This is a genomic window from Roseobacter sp. S87, assembly GCF_055693285.1.
On sequence record NZ_JBVFTR010000003.1, the window covers coordinates 50577 to 74621 of the forward strand.

Consider the following 24045-nt stretch of genomic DNA (forward strand, 5'->3'; position numbering starts at 1 on the left):
GCTGCCCTCGCCGGTGTCCACCTTCAATCGTAATAGTCCGGCACCCAAGCCTCAATCCGGGCCTTCTGTGCAGCTGTGACCCCGAGCAGTTTCTGCTTGGTCTGGTCCGAGAACAGGTCTTCCAGCGTCTTCGCCTTCTCAGCCTTCTTCAGCTTGGCGAAGGCTTTGGCCTCCGCGCTCGTTGGCGCAAGGTCGAGGAGGTCGCAATAGATGGTCTCCAGCATCGGTCCTGCCACGCGCTTGAAAAGGTTTTCCGCCGTGGGCGTCCAGACTTTGCGGATATCGGCCCCTGCTTTTTCGGACAGAACCTCGTGGAAGACGGCATCTCCACTTGTCAGCAGTTTCGCCAGATGTCGGGTCAGTTCCGCAGCGCGGTGTTTCGGCCCTTTCTTCTTGAAGCTGGCGAAGGCTTTCTTGAGATCGACACCCCAGGCATCTGCCGGGCTGACGCCCGGTTTGCTCAGACGCTTGTCGATCTCGAACCCGGCCTCAACAGACGGTGTGTTGCTCGGTGTCCCAAGGCTGACATCGAACACGTCGCGAAACCCGGTTGCGCCGCTCAACTGGAAGGCCAGCAGATCGAGCAGGAGATCGGGTTGATCCAGCATGGCGTTTTGCAACGCGGCCAGCTTGATCGCGTCTAGATCATCCCGCAGCTTTTGCGAATAGGGGTTCTTCGGTGCTTTGTCGTCACCGCTCCCATGCGCGGATGTCTGCAACACGCCCGCCGCAATGGCGGGCTTCTTGTCTTCAGGTCGGATCAGCCCCGCCTCGACTTTCAGATCGCCGCTCTGATCGACATAGACCACGCATCCGGCATGGGCTATGTGCGCGTCTGTGAAGGTACCCTCCAAAATGACCTGAAGGCTTGTCAGTTCTTCTTCACCGTCCGCATTGAGAACATCACTGTCGGCCATTTCGCAGAGGTCCTCGTAGCGCTCCATCTGATCATCGGAGAGAACACCTTCGACCGGATAGACGCGGGCAAACTTGTTGTCTTCGATGAAATTCCAGCCGAGATAGGCCTCGCTGTGCGTCTCAACCCAAGCCCAGCCATCGGTGACGCGCACCTGCTCCGCCGCTTCGGCCAATTGCGCGGCGAAGACTTCATCCAAGACGTCCTGATCCTCGAAGAAGACATCCTCGGAGAAAAGATCACGCGTGATCTTGCCGCCACCGGCCTCGTAGGCCGCCACACCGACAAACACCGCGCGGCGGTCCGTGGCTTTGGCTGCTTTCGGATGCAGGAAGTGGTCCAACTGGCTCACATTGGAGAGGCGGCCTTCGGCAATGGCCTGCAGCGCCTCAAGGACCAGCTTCTCGTCCTGAGCGGTCGTCATCTTCTGCGCGGCCGAGAGATTGATGGTCTTGGCCTTCAACGCATCAAGGGCAGCATCGGGCAGATTGGCGAGTTTCAGGCGGCCTTTGACATGGGCGACGGTCACACCGAAGGCGCTCGCAATCGCCTCGGCGTCGGCATTGGTTGCGGCCATCCGTCCGTAGGCTCGGATCTCATCTGCCGGATCAAGCGCCTCACGGGCCGTGTTTTCCGCATTGGCCCAGAATTCGGCCTGCTCCAGATCACGTGCCAAAAGAACGGGGATTGAAGATGCGCCCTCGAAATCGGGATGGGTCTCCGCAAGATGGGCCAAGGCCCTGAGACGACGACCGCCGGATACGATACCGATCTTGCCGTCATCGTCCTGAATGCCGCCAAGGTTCTGCAGAAGTCCGCAGGTCTTGATGCTGTCTGCCAGTGTTTCCACCTCCTCCTGCGCCACATTTTGGCGGGGATTGAGGTCGTGCAGGTAGAGCTGGTCGAGCGATGCATAGATAATAGTCGCGTCGTTCGGGATGGTTGATTGATTAGTCATGGCTTTGTCCTTTGATTTTGAATGATATTGGGTGGTCGGGCAGGGAGCCTTTGCCCGCCGCCCGCTGTTTCAAACGGGGTGGATCACCTCCTTTCCCGGGCGGTGTTGGGGGCCTGTTCCGGGGTCGGTCAGGCGGCTCAGTATTCGGAGGCGTGAAGGATCGTCAGGACGCGGCGGGTCACATCGAGGTTCGTTGGATCGTCGCTGCCCATGGTATAGTCGGTGTCGTAGAGATCGATCTTCCAGAAGATGCGATGGCTGTCGCCCGCCTTCTCGATATCGAACGCCCCGAAACTGTGATCGCCGTAGGGATCGTTGTCCTCGGTGAAGGTGTCAAAGCCTTGAACGCGTGCCATGATGATCGCCTTAGCCGCAGGCGAAAGGTCTGCCACACCGCGCGTCATCACATTCTGACCGGGCACGGTGAAGTCCGCGCCCCATGTTGTCCGGAAACGATCGTTCTGTTCCGCGATCTTGACGGCGTCGGGTGTAGGGGTCTCAGGTGTGGCACACATCAGTTTGCTCCTTGGTGTCTGGTTTTGAGAGCAGCCCCTGAGGGGCGTCGTCTCAAAAACCTGACCCACTGGCGAAGTGCCGGAGTGAGCAAAGGCACACCCCAATCGATGGGACGTGGCGCGGCCCGCAGCGCCTGGGGCGCGAGGACACGGGTCCTGTCTATTAGGGTTGCCTGCGCGAGAACCCAGCGGGTTCTAAAGCAACGTCCCTGCAGTGGCGTATCGCGCGAGCGCGAACCCCAAGGGGACCAGGGAAAGCTTGCTCATTCTCCGCCTCATCCTTGGAAATAAGGCGATTCGGTATATCAGGAACACGTGATTTGATCTGTAATGAGGCGGGTTTGGGTTTCGCCAATGGTCAAAATGCGGAATGACTGGCCAAAACCGCATCAAAGTAGGTTCTTGGGTGCCAACGGTCGCGTCAAGCACCAGCTTCTAAGCATGTCCGAGGGGAGTCATAGGGAGCTGTCGCCAGAGGTCTCTCCCGCTCTGGTTATTTCTGTTAGAAATTTGGTTAGGTTTGTTATGTGGTTAGGGCACTGAAAAGACTCAGGGAAATCAGTCTTCTGGCGTCGTTTTGCGTTCCTGATGTACCGAACATCCGTTCCCGATATACCGAGGATGTGTTCCTGTTGTACCGAGTCTAGTGTTCCTGATGTACCGAAGTTATGTTCCCGATGTACCGAGTCACCAGATCGGGTTGGCTTCGATATACTTCTTGGCGAAGGCGCGGAAGGCGGCGTTGGCGCTTTTCACGGGATCGTCCTTCTTTGCAGCCCATTCCCGCCAGGCATCGAGGATATACAGGATGTCGTATTCTGGGTTGGCGTGCTTGATCTCGGTCAGAACGGAGTGGGAGACGGTCAGGTCCGACAGATTCGGTACATCGGGAACAGTGAGGTCGTCAAATTTCGGCTGAAACCTTACAAGTGCCTGTTTTCCCTTCGTTTTGAACGGGGTTGACACCTCGGCAGGATCAACGATCTCCACATGGTAGTCGGGAATGGTGCCCGCCTCACATATCTCGTTGATCCGGAACTTGAACTTGCGCTCGGTATCGATCGACCCGCACTTCTCGGCCAGGCGTTTGATCCCGATATACCATTCTGGCTGGCGGCCAACATGCTTGCGGGCCAGCTCGTAGAGACGACGCTCAAGACCTTTTGAGAGCCGGAAGTAGTCCCGATTAATCGTCAGGACACGGCGGTCCTTGACGATAGCGTTGAACATCCAACGGTTCATCGTGACTTCGACAGCTCCCATGACGCGTTGACCGTTACGATTGGTGCGTTCGATTACACGCCAATCCTCGATCCAGCCAAATCCGCGCCGCTCGCGTTCGTCGCCAGCGGTGATGTTTGTCAGGATGTTGGTTGAGCGCAGCCGATCCAATGCGTCGAGGAAGAGCTCGTAAGCGCGTTTGCCGGAACTGCGTCCGGTCACCTTGAGGAAGTCATAGGCGGAGAACTTGATCGTGCGGTCCTGCACGCTCACCGGGGCGTCCGCATCAAACTGCCCGCGTTCGATTCGCTCATTCACTAGTGATGTGAGGTAGATCAGGATGTCCTTGTCCCAGATCGTGGCGATACCCTTGTGCCCAGGCTGGATCTCGATCTTCACCGTGCCGTCGTCAAAGACGAAGGGGGTCATCCGCGGGCGCTTCTGAAGGGAGAAAAACGGGAACTCCATCAAGGCACGCTCGTCTTTGACCGGGGCGTCAGCGAGCTGGTCCAAGAAGAGGTCTACCTGTTTGCCTGACACGATTGTTCCTGATGTACCGAATCTCTTTCGTTCCCGTTATACCGAGTTTTGTGTTCCTGATGTACCGAATTCTTCAATATATTGCGGTACGCTCTATGTTTGGCCACAAGAGGCGTCAGTAGTTCACCTGCTCGAAGCCATAGTTTCCTTCATAATCACGCCAGTCCACGAAGACTGACCGGTGGAAAACGCCAGGACAATGCTCACCATATCGCTCGAGCCCGACATGCGCTTCCGGCAACTGGCTGCGGCTGGAGCCGCGCGACCAGCGGAAGTCGCCTTGCGTGCCGTAAGTGCCAATTCGCATCGAGAAAGAGCGGTTACAGTCTCCATCACGCCCGCTCTCGTGCTGGCGGGCGTAGGAGACGTCATAAACCCGTATGGATCGCACGAAGTTGAACTCAGGACCGCTGATGTCGATGTCGGCGCCTGGAGCGGACTGAGTGAGCGTGATGATAAAGCCATCCGGCAGACGCTCTAATGAAGAGCCGCCTTTAAGAAGAACAGCCGGCTGCGCATCCGGAGGCGTCAAGGCAACCGTACTCTGCGGAACCGATTGTTGTCGGCTGGGAGTTTCGCGAGCCAGTATGTCCCAAAGTCTGGGTAGATGCGCGTTTTTCTCCGAAGCTGAAAAATTCGCGCCCATCGGGCAGCGCCAAATCTGAAGAGGCGGCTCGACGGGCCAGGGGGTGATGCGCCGGATGAACTCTGCACGCGCACGCGCGCAAGGAGTTGAGGCTGGCCAGCTACCAGAAAGGCACAGCAGGATCGCACAATCGATTTGGTAGCTTTGGGCGGTTGTTTGAGATGCTCCAAGGCCAAGACTCATGCTGACAGCGGTCAGTCCTGTGGCGACCTTGGACAAAAGCGCTTGCATGGCTCATCCCACTCTTGTTGGCAATATTATAATATTGAGAGATATTAGTCAGAATGCAACACGTTCGATCAACAAGTGAGCGCGAACGGCAGATTTCCGCTGCGTCGTAATCAGGCTTCCAAGAAACGTTGAATGGTTCTGGAAATAACTTGCCTGCGTACCTCTGGTTGTTCGAGAAGAAGTGCGTGCTTTGCGTTTTCGAGTTCTACATACTCGCCGCTGGACCACGCCTTCATCCGTTCTTGGATTGCACGCTCATCGACAACTTCATCGTGGTCACCATAGAAGGTGATACAGGGAATTTGTGGTGATGTTAGCTTGGCGATGCGACGGCATTCTTTGAGGCTTTCGTGAAGCCACTTCATACTTGATCCCGCAGTCTGAAGTGCAGGTTTCGCTCGCGATTGCCGGAACCAGTAGTCGTAGTTCTCGCGATCAAATGTAATTCGGTTTCCTTCGAAAGGAGTGTGGTTGACATAGTTCTGCCCGTCATGTCCGGGAACATATGTTTCTCCCCTTCCGAGTGCGCACGCCGCCCCAGAAACTTGCTTGGCGATCAGTCGCTGTAGCAGAGACATCTTGATGCCCCACATTGGCGCAGTGAACGAACAGGCGGCAACAGGCAGTCCCTGCATGATCGCTCGCAACCCTATGATCCCACCCATCGAGTTGGCCAACAAAAACCAAGGCTTTGGTACGCAGAGTGTGTTGGCAGTCTGCAGAAAGGCATCGACGTCGTTTTGGTAGTGCACGAACTCATCGATGTGGAGAGTTGCAGGGTTCTCGAGTAAGCGCTGAGAAAGTCCATGACCACGCCAGTCGATGGTCAGAACAGAAAAACCTTTGGCTACTAAGTCCGTCGCAAGCCGTCCCTGGAGCTCAATGTATTCTGTCCTGCCTGGAAATAGGAAGATCGTGCCGCAATCATCTTTGTCCGCCGGCCAGTAGCCTATTCGAAGTCTTTTGCGGTCTCCTGTGGTCGTCCAAAACGCGGATCCAGTCGCAGGTCCGTCGGAGATCTCCTGAAAGAAGGGTGCTGGCTCCATACCTTATTTTCCTTGGGCTCCCAGCAGTTCCTCGTTGTGCCGGGTATCCGATGTGAATTGGGATCCTCGTGATGCCAAGACACAGAATATCGCAAGACAGCAACTCACAAGTAGTAGAACCGAAAAGCCGGAAAACCGTCCGATCAACCAGAAATTTGCGACAAGAAGAAGGATGACGCTTGCCCAACTCAAACAAGCAAATTTCGCCTTATTGGCGGCTGCAGTCATCGATGCGATGGTTTCGTCGTTTTCTATAAGTCTAGAACTGAACCACCTGCGGACCGAGCCTTGGATATGTGATGCGCAAAGGAGAAATACGAAGACTGGAATAAACATCACAAAGAAGCTCGTGATTGATGCAGAAGGGCTCTTGTCGAACCATTTCCAAGTGCCATTTTGGCTGTTGAACAGAGCACTCGCGTCTAGAATCAACCAACGAACAATGTTCTCGGCATCCGTCATGAGGTAGATTGCGACAAGCTTGATCCCGATGGAAGTGAGCAGCGCGAACACTGCACAACAGAAAACGCTACCCAAAATCGAATTTGCTACTCTCAAGAATTCAATATCTTTGGCGGCGTCGCCGGTAGGTTGTAGCCGCTCAGAGATTTCCTTGAAATCGGTTGATACGATGTAGAGCAGCATCAGACCGGAGAAGCAGTACCAATACGCGATGCCGGAGAGAAGGTTGGCGTACATGGACGCCGCCATGCTCTCGGTCGTTGTCATGACATCTGGTCTCTCGATCGAAACCAATATCCAATCGATGACCCGAGAACCTTCTTCATTTTGAATGAGTGGCTGTAGATATGACCCGTACCACTGCAGCAAGAAAACGATAAAGAAGCACACCAGTGTGATCCCAACAAAGGAAGATGCATAGGCTGAGAGCCTTTCGTCCCAACTACATTTTTGAGCGGACTCGGTACACCAAGCGACCAGCAGCGGCCGCCACTGTTCTTTCCAGGAAGTGATTAAGTTCGAGACAGTGAAAACGATGAGTGGCAACCAGATGAGTTTGTCCAAAAACCAGTTTGGCGACCAAAACAAGCCGACTTGTTTTTCCACGTTATGGATCGGGCTGTAGGACACATCGTGTGCGCCTAGAAGATACCCCAGATAGAGCAGTACCGCTACGCTCGCCCACATCGTCACAACCATTCCAAATGGCGCACCATAAAGGAACATGCTCTCCGCTCGTGCCGCCAGACTAATTCTCTGGTGGTTCAGCTTACGCTGGCTGAGGGAAGCTCCAGTCTGATGCACGCGGTCAATCGCGTTAGGCACCAATGCTCGGCCATGGGCAAGTGCAGAGTCGTCAATCTGTGAAGTGCCATTCCGGCGTGTCCGTCTTTCCATAGCGAGCCGTTCTTTTGCGGCTTTCAACTCAGATTGCCAACGGCTCGTCGCGATCGGGTCGTTACAGCCAAAGATGCGGGCTAGCCAATGTATGTTTTTGTCACTAATTCCGTTATCGTTGGCTTGAAACCAAACTTGCACAGTTCGAACATCAATTCCTTCCTTGTTGGCATCAATCGCGGTTATTGCATCGGCCAGCGTCTCGGGTGTCCAAGGACCATCGGCGACTTCATGCTGGTCCACGGGCCGACCGGCACCCTGCGCTGTCAATTGAGTGAACAGCACCTTGAAGTTGTCCGTACTTTGTCGTGGTTCAACAAAGAATTTTCCGTTCTTTATCAAAGCCCCAAATGTCCTATTTGCGTGCTTTTTCGTTGTTTTGCGGAGTTTTTCGTGCGTCCAGTTAAGAAGCACGTTCTACTATATCGCGAAGTGATAGCCTTCGCGTAGCGCTACGCCGTATTGCCGACGTACTGGGCGGAAACTCGCGCCGTCACCCTGTCTTCAAGGGAGGTTCCATGCTCGAATGTCACGAAGATGAAGCTCAAGCCACGAGACGTATCATCGATGCTGGAACAGGAGAGACTGTTGGGCTTCTCTATGTTTGGGAGGATGGTTACGAACAACCGATGTGGCTCAACGGCGTTTGCGAGAATACCGCTCTTAGAGAGTTGGAGGACGTTCCGACATAAAACTGCTTAAGCGGTAAGTGGACGATCAATTTCTATAGAATTTGAAGCGGCATCATGCCGTATGTGCACTTGGCAAGGCAACATTTTCATAGTTTTTTGCTCAGTATTCCCGTTGCTGAAACTAGTGAGAAGCCAACCCCTTTGCCATCATGAGATGATGTCTTTGGTGGTGGGCGCCGATTGCCATCAGGCCAAAGAACCCCAAACCTTGAATCCTGTCGGCGTCGCCGTCAACGGTCAGAGCGACACCATCCTCGAGCTCTTCTGTTGAAACCTGCCAGCCTGTTTCAGATGCAAGGAATGGAGCGTGAGAAGGGACCATTGCTCTAATCGCTTCCAAGGTTCGCGGTGTGCCTCGGATCTCAAAGCGAGCGCCTTGTGGACGAAGCGTACGCGAGATCTCGGCACGTGTTGTCACAAGATCCATATCAACGAGGTGTCTGCGAAGACCATCAATGTCGACGCGCGACCAGTCCGTGTTGGGATCGCTTTCGAGAAGAGCGACGATTTCAGCGATGGCCGCAAAAGCGGCTTGCCCAGTTTCTTTTGGTTGTCCGTGGCTCGAGTGATTGTGTTGAGCTGCTGCCGGGCTCGCAAAACACAACACGAGGATAATTATGAGTCGATGCATGGGACTGCCTTCCGAAATTGATCCTGTCGGAACACTATCCTCTGAGACAGGGATGCTATATGATTTCGATCATATGATACCTTCACCCTATGATTGTCTTAGCCTTAACGCGCACCGGCGTTTCGACATGAAACAAGGCGACGTCATTTTCAGGCAAGGCGACGCAACGCTCGGTTTATTTGTCGTAATATCTGGGTGCGTTCACTTGGAGCGGGTTGCGCCTAACGGTGACCGGATCGTTATACATCGCGCTTCCGATGGGGCGAGCTTTGCAGAAGCCTCGATTTTTCTGAAACGTATCACTGCGACGCAGTTGTAATTCATCCAGGTGCTGCGCTCCGGATCGACAAAACAGCAGTCTTGGAAGGCTTCTCGAATGCCGATTTTGCAAAAGACTATGGTCGCCAGGCGACAAAGCAGGTGCAATTGCAACGGCAGATGTTGGAGATTGTTGCCATCAAGAGCGCGGAAGAAAGGGTGCTGGCAGGATTGGCGGCTGGATTACTCCAGGGCACGGTTACAGATTTCGCGGCGCAAATGCACCTGACGCATGAAGCTACTTATCGAGCGTTGCGCCGTCTTGTTCTTTCAGGGCGCGTGAAGAATTTAAGCAGGGGCAAGTACAGTTTAGCGGTAAAGCCTTAGCTGTGACTTGCAAAGACAGAGGTTGTTCCATCCTTGGCGACTAAAAGAGTGTCATATGTGTCGCCAGCACCAGGTCCGGCCATCCCATAAGAACTCATCGGCATTCCAGGTACGGTGAGCCCGCGGGCTTCTGGGCGATCGGCCAGAAGCCGCTGGATATCCAACGCGGGAACATGACCTTCAATGAAATAGTCTTCGACCGTAGCTGTGTGGCACCCTGCAAGGTCGGGTGCGATTTGCAGGCGATCTTTTTCAGCATAGAGCGTGTCTTGATCGACATCCTGTGCCTCTACAGCAAACCCTGATTGCATCACATGATCAACCCAGGCACTACAGCAGCCGCAGGTCGGGGACTTCAGGACTCGGATCACAGGTTGGTTTTGTGAAAAGGAGGGGCGTGCGATCAAAGTTGCCAATCCAGTCAAAAGTACAGTTCTACGTTTCATGAACGCCTCCTTACGAGGTCAGCTAGGGGATCTGGCGTGGGCTATGGAACGAAGCTCTGACAGCACGCCGTTACCCAAGCGCCTTTTCATCGATCGTCGAGCAATGAAGTTCAAAGATCAAGCCGGTCCCGTTGTTACATTTTGCGACAAAGGAAAGGCGGGTGTTTCAGATAAATTCAAACTATTCTGCTGTTTATGATCACAGCGCCACATATCCTTATCGTCGATGACCACGCGGAAATCAGACAGTCCGTGACGCGGTACCTTCAGAAAAATGGAATGCGTGCGACGGGCGCGACAGATGCGACCGAGATGGACCGTGTCCTCGCCGCAGAGCCAATCGATCTCATAGTCCTGGATGTGATGATGCCTGGCGAAGATGGTCTGGAAGCATGCAAGAGGCTTCGAGAAGACCGCAATGCTACACCCATTTTGATGCTGACCGCGCTTGGAGATGAGAACGACCGTATAGATGGTCTCGACACTGGCGCGGATGACTATCTTGCCAAGCCATTCAATCCTCGTGAATTGCTTGCAAGGATCAATGCGATCCTGCGCCGTGCGCCACCTTCTGTAGCTCCTTATGGCGGTAGCTTTGCTGGCAAACGTGTGGTTTTTGATGGTTTGGTATTCGAACACGATGCTAGTCGGGTCACGGTACCCGATGGGTCTCAAAACATCCTGACGACGGCGGAGGCGAAGCTGTTGACGGTCCTTCTCGAACGTCCTCGAGAGGTGATCAGTCGGGAGGCCTTGCTCGAGCTCAGTGCAGGGCGCTCAGCTGGACCATTGGACCGAACAATCGACAACCAGGTGTCGCGCCTACGCAGAAAAATTGAGCCGGATGTTCTGCGGCCAAGGATAATCACGACGGTGCGAAATGGTGGATATTGCTTAAACAGCGATGTGGAAGTGCAAGAATGATATTCCAGTGGGTTTCGAACCCAGATCGCCTTGTTGGTTGTGTCCGTTCTGTTCATTGCTCAAATCGTTGGGCTTTGGCTCTTCGTTGATGAACGCTCGCTTGCGGTGCAAGCTGCCATAGGCAGCGAGGCAGCGGGACGTGCTGCGAATGTTGCGCGCTTGATTGAGGAAGCGCCGCTAGAGCTTCATGCGCAAATTGTCCGGGCTGCTACATCGCCGCTCGTTCGATTTGACCTTGGTACAAGCCCCAGCGTCACGCATACCCATCATGATGAAAATGGAGCAGTGGAGGCGCGGATTCGCGCTCTGCTAAACGACGGATATAGCCGCGATATTCGGGTGGAAGTGCATGAAATCGAGCAGGGCTTGCTGCCGTTGCCAAATTTGTCGCCGGAGATGGCGCAAATGCACGCCGAAATGATGCAAGGAACACTCGCGGCTATCGAAATGGAAGTTTCGATTGCGATTTCTGGTGGAAATTGGCTCAATGTGGCGACCCGGTTTGAACGCCCGCCAATTCAATGGTCCTGGGCATCGACGCTTTCGTTCATCTCAACTGCCGCTGTTCTTCTGTTGGTAATTTTCTGGTATGTACTGACCCGTTTGACGCGACCACTCAATGAATTGGCGGATGCGGCGGACGAGATTGGGCGTGGAGCCAGACAGGATCCAATTGCGCCAGTCGGGCCTTTGGAGGTGCGTGAACTCACGGCAGCATTTAATGGAATGCAAAGTCGGCTTGCGCGTTTCGTAACGGATCGGACGCAAATGCTTGCAGCACTTGCGCATGATTTACGCTCTCCGCTGACGGCACTGCGCGTGCGCGCCGAAATGGTCGACGATGCAGAGACACGTGAAGGAATCGCAGCTTCTCTTGAAGAGATGCATGACATGGTTGAGGCCACGTTGGCCTATGCAAAAGGTGTCGGCCGTGACGAACCTTCGCAACGTCTTCGGTTGACGGAATTTTTGTCCTCACTCGCGTTGGAGACGGATACTCAGTTTACGGTGGGTTCCGATATGGACGTAATTCTGCAGATCAAACCGAAAGCGTTGCGACGGGCGTTAAGGAATGTAATCGAGAACGCCGAGCGATATGCAAATGCGCCGATCGTATCGTGGGAAACTTACGACAGCGCTGTAAAAATATTCGTCGATGATAATGGACCGGGGGTTCCCGAAAAGAAACTTGCAGAGGTTTTTCTGCCCTATGTACGGCTTGAAACGTCTCGGTCCCGAACAACAGGCGGGCACGGACTTGGATTGTCGATTGCGCGCAGTATTATTCTCGAACAAGGCGGCAATATCTCACTTTCAAACCGGCAGGGTGGGGGGCTCCGTGTCCAAATAGAACTGCCTTTGGCAATGACTGCACCCACGCTGTCTGGCTCGGAGCGGGATAACCAGGAAAGCGAGATCGGTTCGGGCAGCGGCAGAGTTTCGCCATCATCCTGATATTCTAGGATGATACAAATCCTTACAAAAATCCAAGCCTGCTTCAGTATCGTTGGCGATCAAAGTTCGATAAAAAACAAGGCACTCGACATGGAATGAGGCAAACCCATGCAGCCAAAGAACAAAGTGTCTATCACGCGTCGGACCATCATGTATGGGCTGGCCAGTACCGCGATATTTGCACCGACGATACTGAGGGCGGAAACGTCAGCGCCAGTGCGCCGCAACACCTCGTCTTTCAGAACGCATCGTTGGGAAGATCACTTTGAAACTCTCGGCGTTGGATTGATCTTGTCCGACACCGCTTCAAAAGTTCTTCAGCATTGGACGCAAGACGGCGAAATGCGCCTTTATCCAACATCGGTTCCGCTCTCTGAAGATTTGACCCGACTGGGCTACACAGAGGTGGTTGAGAAGCGAAAAAACCCCAGTTGGGCCCCAACCCCATCTATGCGAGAGCGAAACCCCGAATGGCCAGCGAGGATTCTCGGAGGGGATCCTGCGAACCCACTTGGGACGAGGGCTCTCTACTTGTCGTGGCAGTACTACCGAATTCACGGGACACAGGATACGCGCAAGATCGGGCGACGGTCTTCGAATGGCTGCATCGGCCTGTACAATGAACACATTGAAGAAGTGTTCGATCGTACCCCTGTCGGAACCCAGGTAAAGCTGATCTGATGAGTCGTAATGCGATCTATGGCATTTTCGCGGTAATCCTGCTTGGCACAGGATACTGGTGGACAAGTACATCGCGGATGCCAAGCGGTTCGGGTTCTATTGTCCCGTCAGAAGTTGGTGCACCGATGGCAACGGTCGTTTTGCCCGATGCGTTATCTGCCAACGCTGAGATTGGTAAATTGGCGTTCGATGCGAAGTGTGCCGTCTGCCATGGAACAAATGCTGCTGGGCAAGACGGTGTTGCGCCGCCACTCGTCCATAAGATCTACGAGCCCGGTCACCATGGCGATGCGTCGTTTCTTTTGGCGGCAAAGAACGGCGTGCGGGCGCATCACTGGCGCTTTGGAAACATGCCACCCGTCGAGGGAATCACAGATGGTGATGTCAAAATGATTGTGGCCTATGTGCGCGAACTCCAACGCGCTAACGGAATAAACTGAAGTTCGAAGGAAGAAGTATCAACATGACGCGGACAATGATCTTTGCAGCAACGCTTGCACTTTCAGCATCGATGGCACTGGCGCATTCAGAGAAAGAAGGCACCTTGCCTGCCGATGGTGCGGTTGTTGAAGCTGTTCCCGAAACAGTAGAGCTTCGGTTTAACGATGGTATGCGGTTGACCAAAGTAGAGATGACTCATGCCGAAAAACATACAGAAACCCTGGAGCTTGGAGATCAAACCGGGTTTGTCAAAGAGGTTTCTGTTCCGATGATCTCTATGGGCTCAGGCGTCTACCTCATCGAATGGCGCGGCCTTGGGGTTGATGGACATCCTATGAATGGCAGCTTCACTTTCGAGGTCAAGTAAGCCGTGCCAGACGTTTGGGGCCTCGCTGCGATAGCCACCAAATTCTTGCTGTATTTCGGGGTACTGACAAGCGTAGGGCTCATCTTGTGCCGCGTCGTTTTTGGAGCGCAGCTTTCGGGCATGGACCGCCGCGTTCGCGGCCTCGCTTTTGGCTTCGTGTGTATCGCCCTGATTTCTGCAGTGCTTAGCTTTACAACACGCGGCGCGGTTCTCATGGATGACATTTCCGGGATGACAGATCCTTCAATCTTGTCTTTGCTTTGGGAGACGCCACCCGGCGATGCTTTGCTGCTAAGGGCTCTGGGTCTGAGCATACTCGCGTTTGGTATTGGTGTAGGCGGAAGAGCACTTTGGGTGGGCCTAGTCGGCGGCGCGCTGGCGCTTTGGAGCTTTTGTGAGATCGGACATGTTGCAAGCCAAGACCGTCTTTTTGCGCAAGTGGTACTGTTTTTGCATTTGCTGGCCGCCGCTTTCTGGATCGGCATCCTGACACCCCTGAAGTCGTTGGCACGCGACGAGACACAACGAGAGCTTGTTGCCGAGCTTGGTACACGCTTTGGGCATGTCGCGTCTGGTGTCGTCCCTCTCTTGATCTTGGCTGGCACAATGATGACCTGGTGGCTGGTTGGGTCCGTCACTGCCATGTTTGGAACGACTTACGGCCAAGCGTTACTGGGCAAGCTGGTAGTGGTCGGAGGGCTTCTCGGTCTCGCGTTTATGAATAAGACCCGTTTGGTCCCTGCAATTGAGCAGGGCGAAAATGATGCGGCTATGCGGCTCGCACGATCTATCTCCATAGAATGGGCCTGTGTTGCCCTGATCCTGTTGGCAACTGCCACGTTCACATCAATTTTGACGGTACCGGGATGAACATGAATAGAAGAACTCTACTACAGGCGACGGCAGCTAGTCTGGCTTTGCCACCAATAGCCGTCTGGGCGGATGCCAAAAATCCAACCCTGACAGCAGCTACCTCTGAAATTCAGCTGCTTCCGGAAAAGTATGGAAAGACGCAAGTGTGGGCCTTTGATGGAATCGCACCCGGGCGCGAGATACGCGTGAAACAAGGACAAAGCGTTCGGCGACGTGTCATCAACAACTTGAGCGTTCCTACCTCGGTACATTGGCACGGCATACGCATCGACAACCGGATGGACGGTGTGGCCGGGTTAACCCAGCCTGCAATAGAGCCTGGTGATCAGTTCGATTATGATTTTGTTGCTCCGGATGCAGGCACCTATTGGTATCACTCTCATAGCCGCTCATTTGAACAGGTTGCGCGTGGTTTGCACGGTGCGTTGATCGTTGATGAGGCAGAGCCGGTTGATGTCGACCGGGATGAAGTGCTGGTTCTGGATGACTGGCTTATTGATCCTGATACCGCCCAGATCGCGGCATCGTTTGGGGCCATGCATGATCTTAGCCATGCTGGTCGGCTTGGAAACTACGTTACCACCAATGGGAAATACAATCTCGCGAAATCAGTGGGGCGAAATGAGCGACTGCGCTTAAGGCTGATCAATGCGTCCAATGCACGTATCTTTCAGTTGGCTCTTGATGGGTTGGAAGGCTGGATTGTCGCGTTTGACGGAATGCCGTTGTCGCAACCCTCGCCTGTGCAAGACACATTTGTTCTCGCGCCGGCGCAGCGCATCGACCTTATTGTCGACGTAACAGCAGTTGTTGGGAGTGCCGGACACGTTGTTCAGCTTGATCGCAATGAGAGTTTTTCTCAGGTCGCCTTTGAGGTGATGGGTGAAAGTACGCGAGCGCGACGACCAGCGCCCCTTCCTTTGCCGCCAAACCTGGAAACTAAGCCTGATCTGTCCAATGCCCGTGACGTCATGCTGACTATGGAAGGCGGTGCCATGGGCGGGATGCGCGGCGCGATGATGGGCGGTCAAATGTCGTCCATGCGTGATCTGATGCAGTCAGGGAATTTCTGGGCTTTCAATGGTAAGGTGGGATCAATGGACGGAGAACCGCTGGCCATTGTGTCACGCGGTGAAACCTTCCGATTGAATATCCGAAACGACACTGCTTTTCCGCATACCATGCATCTGCATGGAATGCATTTCCATGAGCTCGACCAGAACGGCCATCTTGGGGCCTTCAGGGATACGACGCTTGTTGCAAGAGGAGAGACCAAGGAAATTGCGGCCGTCGCCGACAATCCAGGCAAATGGCTTCTGCATTGTCACATGCTCTCCCATGCGGCTTCAGGAATGATGGCAAGGATTGATGTTTTATGATCAACAGGACGATTTTCTTTGGCGTGGGGGCACTTCTTGTCGCTGGCATTGGGCTTTTTGCATGGTCGGGGTCTACGGCAGATGCGGAGAGTGGAGTGACGCCGTCAGATGTTGACCTGACTGCCGGCGAAGATCTTTACGCAGACTACTGCGCGGCTTGCCACGGCGCCAATCTGGAAGGTCAGGAAAACTGGCGCAGCCCAGGCGATGACGGTCGATTGCCAGCGCCTCCTCATGATGAAACGGGTCATACGTGGCATCACGGGGATCAGCTCTTGTTTCGCTACACGAAGTTGGGTGGAACCGCTGTGATGGCAGCTCAAGGGGTTGAGTTTGATAGCGGCATGCCTGGCTTTGAGGACCAGCTTTCCGATCAGGAGATCTGGAACATTCTTGGATACATCAAATCTACTTGGCCGGAACGCATCCAGGAAGTTCAAGCCGCGCGATCAGTTGGTGAAACGCGCCAGGAGGGGAATTGAAATGAGACGACTTTGGCAATCGCTATGCATCTTTTTGATGGTTGCGTCGACGGCCGTCTATGCAGACGACTTAAGCGAAGACCGCATCAAAGAACTGGTTCTGGAAGCCATCCGTGAAAACCCGGAAATCGTTCTTGAAGCCGTCCAGATCATCGAACAACGTGAGCAAGAACGCCAAGCCGCCGCTGCCGCGACCGTTTTGTCCGAGAACCGGGATATCTTAGAGAATGACCCAAATGCGCCAGTGCTAGGCAATCCCGACGGCGATGTCACGGTCGTGGAATTCTTCGACTACAACTGCCCCTATTGCCGTCGTGTGAAGCCACAAATCGAAGCGCTGTTAGAGGCAGATCCGAATGTGAAACTGGTTTATCGCGAATGGCCCATACTCGGTGATGGATCAGTGTTTGCTGCCCGCGCGGCACTGGCATCACGAGAACAGGGAAAATACGAAGAATTTCATTGGGCTTTGATGGGGATGGCAGGGCGCGCCGAGGAAGCAACTGTAATACGTGTTGCGGAGGAAGTTGGTTTGGATGTCGCCAAGTTGCGAAGGGACATGAACGCTCCTGAAATTGACGCGCATATTGCAGCATCAATGGAGATGAGCCGCGCGCTTGGATTCAACGGCACGCCATCATTTGTGATTGGGGACGCGTTAGTTCCTGGAGTCATTGAAGCGGAGCAAATGATCCAACTTGCCCAAGAAGCCCGTGCTTCTGGCCAATGAGGTTGGGCTTGATCAGAACACGCGCAATTTGGTGGCGTCGGGAATAGAGGTACTCAAGCATGACAGATATTACGCGTCGGCATTTTGTTATCGGAACTGCTATGCTGTTTTCGTCTCCGATCTCGGCGGTGCAAGGGGCGGCCGCGCCCACGTCGCCAAGGTCAAAGTGGGACCAATGGGATGCTCAGATCACGCCGAGCGGCTATGACCCGGCAACGTCAAACCCATGGGGCGTTCATCCGCGGTTTCTGCCCGTAAGAGTGGAAGCAAAGTCTGGCCTGACCCCGGGCGACATTCATGTCGATGCGGTGGCGCGGTATCTTTATCATATTGAACCCAACGGAAGTACGGCGATGCGCTATGGCGTGGCTATTGCGCGTGGGTCGCTCTACGAACCAGGAGTTTATACAATCCGGCGCAAGGCTAAGTGGCCAACATGGCGACCAACTGATGCGATGATTGAGCGCGATCCGGACACGTTTGCCCAGCACGCCGACGGCATGGATGGGGGACCTTCAAACCCACTGGGGTCCAGAGCGTTGTATCTTTATGTGGGCAACCGAGACACATACTTACGTATTCACGGTTCCCCTCAGCCCAGATCAATCGGGGGGCGCGCAAGTTCGGGATGTGTGCGGATGATCATGGCACATATCAACGACCTTTATCCAAATGTGGAGACGGGCAAGACTGCACATCTCTACCCACCTGAGGATGTAATCGGGGGATAGGTCACGCCTTCGGCAGTGTTGGATTGCCTAGGTCAGGCGGCAGCTTGACAGATTGGATTCCCTTTAGACGTCCTAAGCGGCAACCAAGTTGACTCAACCGGGCCATCGTGCAGATACCAAAAGCAATTGTCGTTTGGATCGAGCCGGACCTTGTTGAGATTTTGGTATGGAGCTGCGAGACCGACCAGCGGTTCGGGCAGCTCGGTAAATGCTCCATCAGAGTCGACCGTTGGCGATAAGGTACATGCCGATAAAACAAAGATACCAGCCAAACCGACGGTTGCATTGAGAATTCGTTGGAACCCTGCCTTCATTGCCGTCAGTTGCTTGCCAGTGTGGTGGAAGGGTATCCCGCATCAGCGAGAATTTTGAGTAAGGTCTCCGGTGAGGCAGTAGTGTCGATATCAACCGTACGGGATGGCAAATCCGCCCGTATTGTGGCCGTTGTGTCTGCGGCCTTCACTGCTGAATCAATCGCGGTCACGCAATGACCACAACTCATTTCTGGTACTTTCAACTTCACGGAAATCAGCCTCTAGCGCTCAATATTTTTGTTTTCAAACTCTTAGGTAGTCAAGCGTCTGGCGCAAGTGGGCGTGTGTCGGAGGGTCCAGGATCTTTCTCCTTTGATGCGTTGCCGTGGCAGGATTTGCCCAAGACAAGTAACATCAGACCGTGGACGGCAAGGCACAAAACAATTGGAGTCAGTACGCCAAGGCTTTCTTGCAATCCTGAAAAACTGCCTCCGCGAAGGAAAAACAAGCCAAGCGGGACAAACATCACTGCGCAGCAAATTCCCATGCCCCAATGCATGGCTCGATTTGGCGATGAATGTTGTTTCTGAATACTCATTGGCGCCACGGGTCCTTTCGTACCGTCATAGCTGTGTCTTTGAACACCAGACAAGTTTACATTTTGATACAATTGTCTCGACCACGCGACGCCCGTGCAGCAATTCGGGAGGTAAGGGCTCCAAACCAGATTCGCGGCTTTGCCGCGGAGCAAAAACATCTGTTTTTGAAGGGTCGATGACGGCCGTGCGGACAAAGCTGCCTTACCCGTTGCGGTTTTGAATGACTGCTATCGCAGCGTACCCTCCCCGAAACCATCTTCCATAAGAGCATCTAGCATTGGACAGGCAACGCTTCCTTCCTCACAGTTCTTCGACAGGCTTTGAAGCGCATCTCGCAACCGCAGGAGGTTGGCGATTTTTGCCTCAATTTCCTCGAGATGATTTTCAGCTAAGTTTTTCACCTCTCCGCAGGACCGGCGGTCCTCTGTAGCGAACGAAAGAAACGTTCGGATGATAGAGATCGGAAAGCCCAAATCTCGGCAGCGCCTAACGAAGCGTAGCCGCGCGATTTCATTTGCAGAGTAGAGCCTGCGCCCGCCCGACGATCTGCCCGGCTTTGGAACGATGCCTTCGCGTTCGTAATAACGGATCGTTTCTACGTTCACGCCACTTTGTTCAGACGCCTTCCCAATGGTGAACATTTCGCTTGCTCCTGTAGTTACTACAGGAATTACATATACACTATGGACGTTGTGAACACCCAAGAACCCACCAGCAAGGAAGGCTATGCAATGCGGCTGGTAATGCCAGTCGCTACGTTGCTGGCCCTTTTGTCGGCGTCATGTTGCGTGTTGCCGATTGGCCTGTCGATCCTTGGTTTAGGTGGGGCATGGCTCACAATGCTTGGACCGTTCATCGCCTATCGCCTTTTCATACTGTCTGGAATTGCTGTCGCTTTAGCTTGGGCATGGTATCGCGTGTTGAGGGCACATCCCTGCGTCTCGCGCAGAAGGTCTTCAATTTTCTGGGTTAGCCTTACGACAGTCGCCTTTCTGATCGCTGCCTCTTCACCGCTTTGGGAGGCTTCGGCACAACGGCTTATGTGGGATTTGTGGAGATCAACACGATGAAGAACAGACTTCTGGTCGTCGGATCAGCGGGAACAGTATTTGCGGCGGTGTGTTGCTTTACACCGTTCCTGCCGATTGTTTTGACGGCGCTAGGGCTGACTGGTCTGCTCGGTGTCGTTTACAACGACGCAATTTTGCTGCCGATGCTGGCAGGTTTTCTTTTTCTGACGGGGTACGCGATATGGCGACAGTCGAAACAAAAGTAATTTTGGAATCCACGCTCACTTGCCCGTCGTGCGGGCATAATGAGACGGAAACGATGCCAACGGATGCCTGCCAGTGGTTCTATGAGTGTAAGAGCTGCAGCAAGGTATTGAAGCCATTGGAGGGCGACTGTTGCGTATATTGTTCTTACGCGACGGTGCCTTGTCCACCGATCCAAGAAGGCAATTCCTGCTGCACATAGCAGAAATTCATTCGTCGCTGAGCATTGGTCCAATCGGGCTCCTTTGAGACCTTGTTTGCAGTCGCCTAAATGACCGCTTTTGCGTTGGCGTACGATTTCGCCCCCAGCCGAAAGCGACTCCGAGTAGGCACAAAATTAAGATGAGGCCTTGAGCTTCCAGTTACTGGAAGCCCTATATCATGATCGAAGCCAACCAGAGGCACCGACTCATGACGATAAATCTACATTCAACTTTGAATATTGAAGGCATGTCCTGCGCATCTTGTGTGGGCCGCGTTGAACAAGCGCTGAACGCGTTAGACGGTGTGTCCGATGTTTCAGTCAATCTTGCCTCTGAGCAGGCGCGGTTTTCGATGGCGGAGGGCGGCAGTTTGCAGGCGGTCGCAAAGGCGCTCGATACGTTGGGCTACCCTGCGCAGAAGGCCCGCGTTACTCTGAACGTTGCTTCAATGTCATGTGCATCTTGTGTCGGTCGTGTCGACAAGGCGCTCGCCGATGTTCCTGGGGTGGTATCGGTCTCTGTCAATCTTGCGGCGGAAACTGCGACGGTGGTGTACCTCGAGGGTGCAGTGACACCGGCCGACCTAATCGCTGCCGCAACCAATATTGGGTATCCAGCAGGGCTTGCCGAAGCAAATGCGAACCAGTCTCGCATTGAACGCAAGGCAGAAGAGGCCAACGCGCTGCGGCGTCAAGTGATTTTGGCAGCTATTCTGACTGTACCGGTCTTCGTGCTTGAGATGGGATCCCACCTTATACCGGCATTTCACATGGCCATCGAGAACAGCATTGGGTCTCAGACATCCTGGATCATCCAGTTTTTTCTGACGTCTGTTGTTCTGTTCGGTCCGGGGCGACACTTCTTCACGAAAGGCATACCCGCTTTGATGCGCGGTGCGCCCGATATGAACAGCTTGGTCGCAGTGGGCACTGGCGCTGCCTGGAGCTATTCCGTTATTGCGACGTTCCTGCCCAGCCTTCTGCCGGAGGGTGTGCGTGCCGTTTACTTCGAAGCCGCAGCCGTCATTGTGGTCCTAATCCTGATCGGGCGTTTGTTAGAGGCCCGAGCCAAGGGGCGGACCGGAGCCGCAATACAAGCTCTTTTGGGGCTTCAGGTGAGAACAGCCCGAGTTGTGCGAGATGGCGAAACAAAAGAGGTCGATGTCGATGCGCTGGATGTTGGCGATTTGATCCTCGTTCGCCCTGGAGAGCGAATTCCTGTTGATGGTAACGTCACGGATGGAACCAGCAATGTCGATGAAAGCATGATCACAGGCGAGCCTGTTCCTGTCGCAAAAGCAGCTGGTGCCGTGGTCACAGGGGGCACTGTTAACGGAACTGGTAGCCTCACCTTCGCAGCATCACGTGTTGGAGGCGACACAACGCTCGCTCAGATCATTCGGATGGTGGAAGAGGCGCAAGGTGCCAAGCTGCCGATCCAAGGTCTTGTGGATCGGATCACGCTTTGGTTCGTGCCTGCGGTCATGGCTTTGGCAGCTCTGACGGTTCTCGTCTGGGTTTTGGTAGGACCCGATCCGGCGTTAACCTTTGCATTGGTGGCAGGTGTTTCTGTGCTGATCATTGCGTGCCCATGTGCCATGGGGTTGGCCACGCCGACCTCGATCATGGTTGGGACAGGCCGGGCTGCAGAAATGGGTGTCTTATTCCGTAAGGGAGATGCCTTGCAGCAACTATCAGAAGTCGATGTGATCGCCCTTGATAAGACCGGTACCGTGACTGCAGGAAAACCGACTTTGACAGATGTGATAGTCGCAGGTGACTTTGATCGCGCGACGGTCCTGGCTCAGATCGCCGCAGTTGAGGCGCTGTCAGAACACCCTATCGCAGAAGCAATCGTGCAAGGCGCGCAGAGTGAAGGAATATCGGTTCCCCTTGCTCAGGGGTTTCGATCAATCACTGGCTATGGGGTCGCGGCCATGGTTGGTGGCCACGAGATCATGGTGGGCGCGGACCGCTACATGGCCCGTGAAAGCGTCGATGTCTCGACTCTTGCTGAGATCGAAAAGAGCCTTGCTGAACGCGGACGTACCGCGCTTTACGCTGCCGTTGATGGGAAACTGGCTGCCGTTATCGCCGTGTCCGACCCGGTGAAACCGACCAGCAGATCAGCGATTTCGGCTTTGCAGGACCAGGGCTTTCAAGTTGCCATGATCACGGGAGACAAGCAGGAAACTGCGGACGCTATCGCGAAAGAAACCGGGATCGACCACGTGATTGCGGGCGTGTTGCCGGACGGCAAGGTTCAGGCAATTGACGATCTCAGGGCAGGGGGCGGAAAGGTTGCCTTTGTCGGCGACGGGATCAACGATGCGCCAGCCCTCGCGCATTCAGATGTCGGCATAGCTATTGGCACAGGCACGGACGTCGCAATTGAGTCCGCCGATGTGGTTCTGATGTCAGGTGACTTGCGCGGCGTTGTGAATGCTGTGGAGGTGTCCAAAAGGACGATGTTGAATATTCGGCAGAACCTCGGCTGGGCTTTTGGGTACAATGTCGCACTTATTCCTATAGCAGCAGGGGTGCTGTACCCGGCATTTGGGCTTCTGCTGTCTCCGGTCTTTGCTGCAGGTGCGATGGCCTTGTCGTCTGTGTCCGTCTTGACCAATGCCTTGCGTTTACGCCGTGTACAGCCAGCTATACGCGAAGACGCGAGGGTTGGGGCATCTGTCGTTCAAGCTCTAACTCAACCTGCAGAGTGAAAGGATCGCAAAATGAACATTGGCGAAGTCGCAGAGCGTTCCGGAATCCCGCCAAAAACGATCCGATACTATGAGGACATTGGCTTGGTTCGGCCTCAGCGCAGTGGAAATGGCTACCGCGCGTTTGCTGAGACAGATCTTCACAAACTCGCATTCCTTGGCCGGGCGCGCGCCCTTGGATTCTCGATTGAAGATTGCCGCACCCTGCTTGGGCTTTATGAGGACGAGGCCCGCGAGAGCTCGCACGTCAAAGCGGTAGCAGAAGAACATTTGGCAGCGATTGACGACAAGATTTCACAGTTGAAAGGTATGCGAGAGACACTCTCTCATCTGGTAGAAGCGTGCCACGGTGATCACAGGCCAGACTGTCCGATCCTCACGGACTTGTCAGGGCAAATCTGAAATCACTGGGATCCAGTAGACTCGTTGTTTCTATGGCAGTGCCAACCTCGGCTTAACCAAGCACGCCCGGCCAGTTTCGATTAGCGGCTGCTATGCGACCGGGGATGTCTCTTTCCCAGATACGTCGCACCCGCAGTGAAAAATTCAGGTAGAGCTGTCCGTTAACAATCTTCCAAGCCTCTGGCACGGTCGGTGCCGTGTAATTTTTGCTTACAGCGTAGGCACAATAACCACCGTATTGAGGGGCGTAGGCTGTTGGGTTTTCCGCGAATGCCGCCTTATTTTCAAGGCTCGAGAACCGCCATGTTGCGCCGTTCCAATCCAGCGTGATGGATGAGCTCCCGGCTATCGGCGCACCTTGTCTGAAGTAGGCCACGGCGTCTGTACCATCAATTGCGACACCATTCTCGCTATATACCGGTGGAGTTGCAGCCGCCTTTGCCTTGGCTACGGTTAGCATGAGTGCCGGCGCACTTGCTATTAGTGCGAGACTGTGACGACGACTGTAAGACATACGGCGGCCTTTCCAATTTACCTAAGCAATCTAGCACGAAATGAAAGTTACAAACGACCCACATAACGGTGAGTTGTTCGGCGCATTTTTTTAGCACTGCCCGCGAAGACCCGCCGGTTACATTTTGCGACAAATCTGTTGTGGCGGTGAGTATCGGTGTGCATCTAACGT

27 protein-coding genes are annotated in these 24045 nt (G+C 54.2%); 16 read left to right on the forward strand and 11 right to left on the reverse strand.

What is annotated here, in order from left to right; all coding sequences use genetic code 11:
* Positions 1-23: 23 nt before the first annotated feature.
* The 7 genes from ACZ1HA_RS00645 to ACZ1HA_RS00675 all read right to left on the reverse strand — a co-directional run bounded on the left by ACZ1HA_RS00645 (position 24) and on the right by ACZ1HA_RS00675 (position 8755).
* A complete protein-coding gene (locus ACZ1HA_RS00645) occupies positions 24-1874 on the reverse strand; it encodes a ParB/RepB/Spo0J family partition protein (protein ID WP_472712462.1) in 1851 nt (616 codons plus the stop codon).
* Positions 1875-2011: 137 nt separating this feature from the next.
* Positions 2012-2389, reverse strand: coding sequence for a DUF3768 domain-containing protein (locus ACZ1HA_RS00650; RefSeq protein ID WP_472712463.1), 378 nt, complete (start codon positions 2387-2389; stop codon positions 2012-2014).
* A gap of 687 nt (positions 2390-3076) precedes the next feature.
* Entirely contained in the window at positions 3077-4150 is a 1074-nt protein-coding gene (locus ACZ1HA_RS00655) for a replication initiator protein A (protein ID WP_472712464.1), read from the reverse strand.
* Positions 4151-4265: 115 nt separating this feature from the next.
* Positions 4266-5027 carry a hypothetical protein gene (locus ACZ1HA_RS00660; RefSeq protein WP_472712465.1) on the reverse strand — a complete coding sequence of 254 codons (762 nt, stop codon included), beginning with the start codon at positions 5025-5027 and terminating at the stop codon, positions 4266-4268.
* 110 nt (positions 5028-5137) lie between these two features.
* Complete coding sequence (locus ACZ1HA_RS00665) at positions 5138-6073, reverse strand: alpha/beta hydrolase (protein ID WP_472712466.1); 936 nt, start codon at positions 6071-6073, stop codon at positions 5138-5140.
* A 3-nt stretch (positions 6074-6076) separates the two neighbouring features.
* Entirely contained in the window at positions 6077-7774 is a 1698-nt protein-coding gene (locus tag ACZ1HA_RS00670) for an RcgA family putative transporter (RefSeq protein ID WP_472712467.1), read from the reverse strand.
* Positions 7775-8245: 471 nt separating this feature from the next.
* Complete coding sequence (locus ACZ1HA_RS00675; RefSeq protein WP_472712468.1) at positions 8246-8755, reverse strand: hypothetical protein; 510 nt, start codon at positions 8753-8755, stop codon at positions 8246-8248.
* Between the two features lie 127 nt (positions 8756-8882).
* On the opposite strand from ACZ1HA_RS00675, the gene ACZ1HA_RS00680 reads away from it, so the two are divergent.
* Positions 8883-9074: a cyclic nucleotide-binding domain-containing protein gene (locus ACZ1HA_RS00680; protein WP_472712495.1), complete on the forward strand. Its 192-nt coding sequence runs from the start codon at positions 8883-8885 to the stop codon at positions 9072-9074.
* Positions 9075-9115: 41 nt separating this feature from the next.
* Positions 9116-9400 (forward strand): hypothetical protein, encoded by a 285-nt coding sequence (locus tag ACZ1HA_RS00685; protein ID WP_472712469.1) that lies wholly within the window; start codon positions 9116-9118, stop codon positions 9398-9400.
* Here the strand turns inward: ACZ1HA_RS00685 and ACZ1HA_RS00690 are convergent.
* Complete coding sequence (locus tag ACZ1HA_RS00690; protein WP_472712470.1) at positions 9397-9846, reverse strand: DUF411 domain-containing protein; 450 nt, start codon at positions 9844-9846, stop codon at positions 9397-9399. The two genes, ACZ1HA_RS00685 and ACZ1HA_RS00690, sit on opposite strands and share 4 nt — an antisense overlap.
* Before the next feature lie 195 nt (positions 9847-10041).
* Here ACZ1HA_RS00690 and ACZ1HA_RS00695 point away from each other — a divergent pair, with 195 nt between their 5' ends.
* From ACZ1HA_RS00695 to ACZ1HA_RS00740, 10 genes are all read left to right on the forward strand, one after another.
* Positions 10042-10770: a response regulator gene (locus ACZ1HA_RS00695; protein ID WP_472712471.1), complete on the forward strand. Its 729-nt coding sequence runs from the start codon at positions 10042-10044 to the stop codon at positions 10768-10770.
* Positions 10771-10809: 39 nt separating this feature from the next.
* A complete protein-coding gene (locus tag ACZ1HA_RS00700) occupies positions 10810-12225 on the forward strand; it encodes an ATP-binding protein (protein ID WP_472712472.1) in 1416 nt (471 codons plus the stop codon).
* A gap of 108 nt (positions 12226-12333) precedes the next feature.
* Entirely contained in the window at positions 12334-12906 is a 573-nt protein-coding gene (locus ACZ1HA_RS00705; RefSeq protein WP_472712473.1) for a L,D-transpeptidase, read from the forward strand.
* Positions 12906-13346 carry a c-type cytochrome gene (locus ACZ1HA_RS00710; RefSeq protein WP_472712474.1) on the forward strand — a complete coding sequence of 147 codons (441 nt, stop codon included), beginning with the start codon at positions 12906-12908 and terminating at the stop codon, positions 13344-13346. The genes ACZ1HA_RS00705 and ACZ1HA_RS00710 overlap by 1 nt, the downstream gene beginning before the upstream one ends.
* Before the next feature lie 35 nt (positions 13347-13381).
* The gene (locus ACZ1HA_RS00715) at positions 13382-13714 is read left to right on the forward strand and encodes a copper resistance CopC family protein (protein ID WP_472712475.1); all 333 of its coding nucleotides are present in this window, start codon (positions 13382-13384) and stop codon (positions 13712-13714) included.
* Between the two features lie 120 nt (positions 13715-13834).
* Positions 13835-14584, forward strand: a complete 750-nt coding sequence (locus ACZ1HA_RS00720; RefSeq protein ID WP_472712476.1) for a copper resistance D family protein — start codon at positions 13835-13837, stop codon at positions 14582-14584.
* Complete coding sequence (locus ACZ1HA_RS00725) at positions 14581-15966, forward strand: multicopper oxidase family protein (protein ID WP_472712477.1); 1386 nt, start codon at positions 14581-14583, stop codon at positions 15964-15966. Before ACZ1HA_RS00720 ends, ACZ1HA_RS00725 begins: the two co-directional genes overlap by 4 nt.
* Positions 15963-16448, forward strand: a complete 486-nt coding sequence (locus ACZ1HA_RS00730; protein WP_472712478.1) for a c-type cytochrome — start codon at positions 15963-15965, stop codon at positions 16446-16448. Before ACZ1HA_RS00725 ends, ACZ1HA_RS00730 begins: the two co-directional genes overlap by 4 nt.
* Position 16449: 1 nt before the next feature.
* On the forward strand, positions 16450-17178 hold the full coding sequence (locus ACZ1HA_RS00735; RefSeq protein WP_472712479.1) for a DsbA family protein: 729 nt from the start codon (positions 16450-16452) through the stop codon (positions 17176-17178).
* A gap of 101 nt (positions 17179-17279) precedes the next feature.
* Positions 17280-17909, forward strand: a complete 630-nt coding sequence (locus ACZ1HA_RS00740) for a L,D-transpeptidase (protein WP_472712480.1) — start codon at positions 17280-17282, stop codon at positions 17907-17909.
* Between the two features lie 319 nt (positions 17910-18228).
* On the opposite strand, the gene ACZ1HA_RS00745 is transcribed toward ACZ1HA_RS00740, so the two are convergent.
* Together ACZ1HA_RS00745 and ACZ1HA_RS00750 are read right to left on the reverse strand one after the other, a co-directional pair.
* The gene (locus ACZ1HA_RS00745; protein WP_472712481.1) at positions 18229-18432 is read right to left on the reverse strand and encodes a heavy-metal-associated domain-containing protein; all 204 of its coding nucleotides are present in this window, start codon (positions 18430-18432) and stop codon (positions 18229-18231) included.
* Positions 18433-18989: 557 nt separating this feature from the next.
* Positions 18990-19403 carry a MerR family transcriptional regulator gene (locus ACZ1HA_RS00750; RefSeq protein WP_472712482.1) on the reverse strand — a complete coding sequence of 138 codons (414 nt, stop codon included), beginning with the start codon at positions 19401-19403 and terminating at the stop codon, positions 18990-18992.
* Positions 19404-19828: 425 nt separating this feature from the next.
* On the opposite strand from ACZ1HA_RS00750, the gene merF reads away from it, so the two are divergent.
* The 4 genes from merF (at position 19829) to cueR (ending at position 23360) form a co-directional block, all read left to right on the forward strand.
* Positions 19829-20038, forward strand: a complete 210-nt coding sequence (gene merF / locus ACZ1HA_RS00755) for a mercury resistance system transport protein MerF (RefSeq protein WP_472712483.1) — start codon at positions 19829-19831, stop codon at positions 20036-20038.
* Entirely contained in the window at positions 20014-20238 is a 225-nt protein-coding gene (locus tag ACZ1HA_RS00760; protein ID WP_472712484.1) for a GDCCVxC domain-containing (seleno)protein, read from the forward strand. The genes merF and ACZ1HA_RS00760 overlap by 25 nt, the downstream gene beginning before the upstream one ends.
* A gap of 179 nt (positions 20239-20417) precedes the next feature.
* Positions 20418-22958, forward strand: a complete 2541-nt coding sequence (locus ACZ1HA_RS00765) for a heavy metal translocating P-type ATPase (RefSeq protein WP_472712485.1) — start codon at positions 20418-20420, stop codon at positions 22956-22958.
* A 12-nt stretch (positions 22959-22970) separates the two neighbouring features.
* Positions 22971-23360 (forward strand): Cu(I)-responsive transcriptional regulator, encoded by a 390-nt coding sequence (gene cueR, locus ACZ1HA_RS00770; RefSeq protein ID WP_472712486.1) that lies wholly within the window; start codon positions 22971-22973, stop codon positions 23358-23360.
* A 52-nt stretch (positions 23361-23412) separates the two neighbouring features.
* Here cueR and ACZ1HA_RS00775 read toward each other — a convergent pair whose 3' ends face one another.
* The gene (locus tag ACZ1HA_RS00775) at positions 23413-23874 is read right to left on the reverse strand and encodes a YHS domain-containing (seleno)protein (protein ID WP_472712487.1); all 462 of its coding nucleotides are present in this window, start codon (positions 23872-23874) and stop codon (positions 23413-23415) included.
* Positions 23875-24045 lie beyond the last annotated feature (171 nt).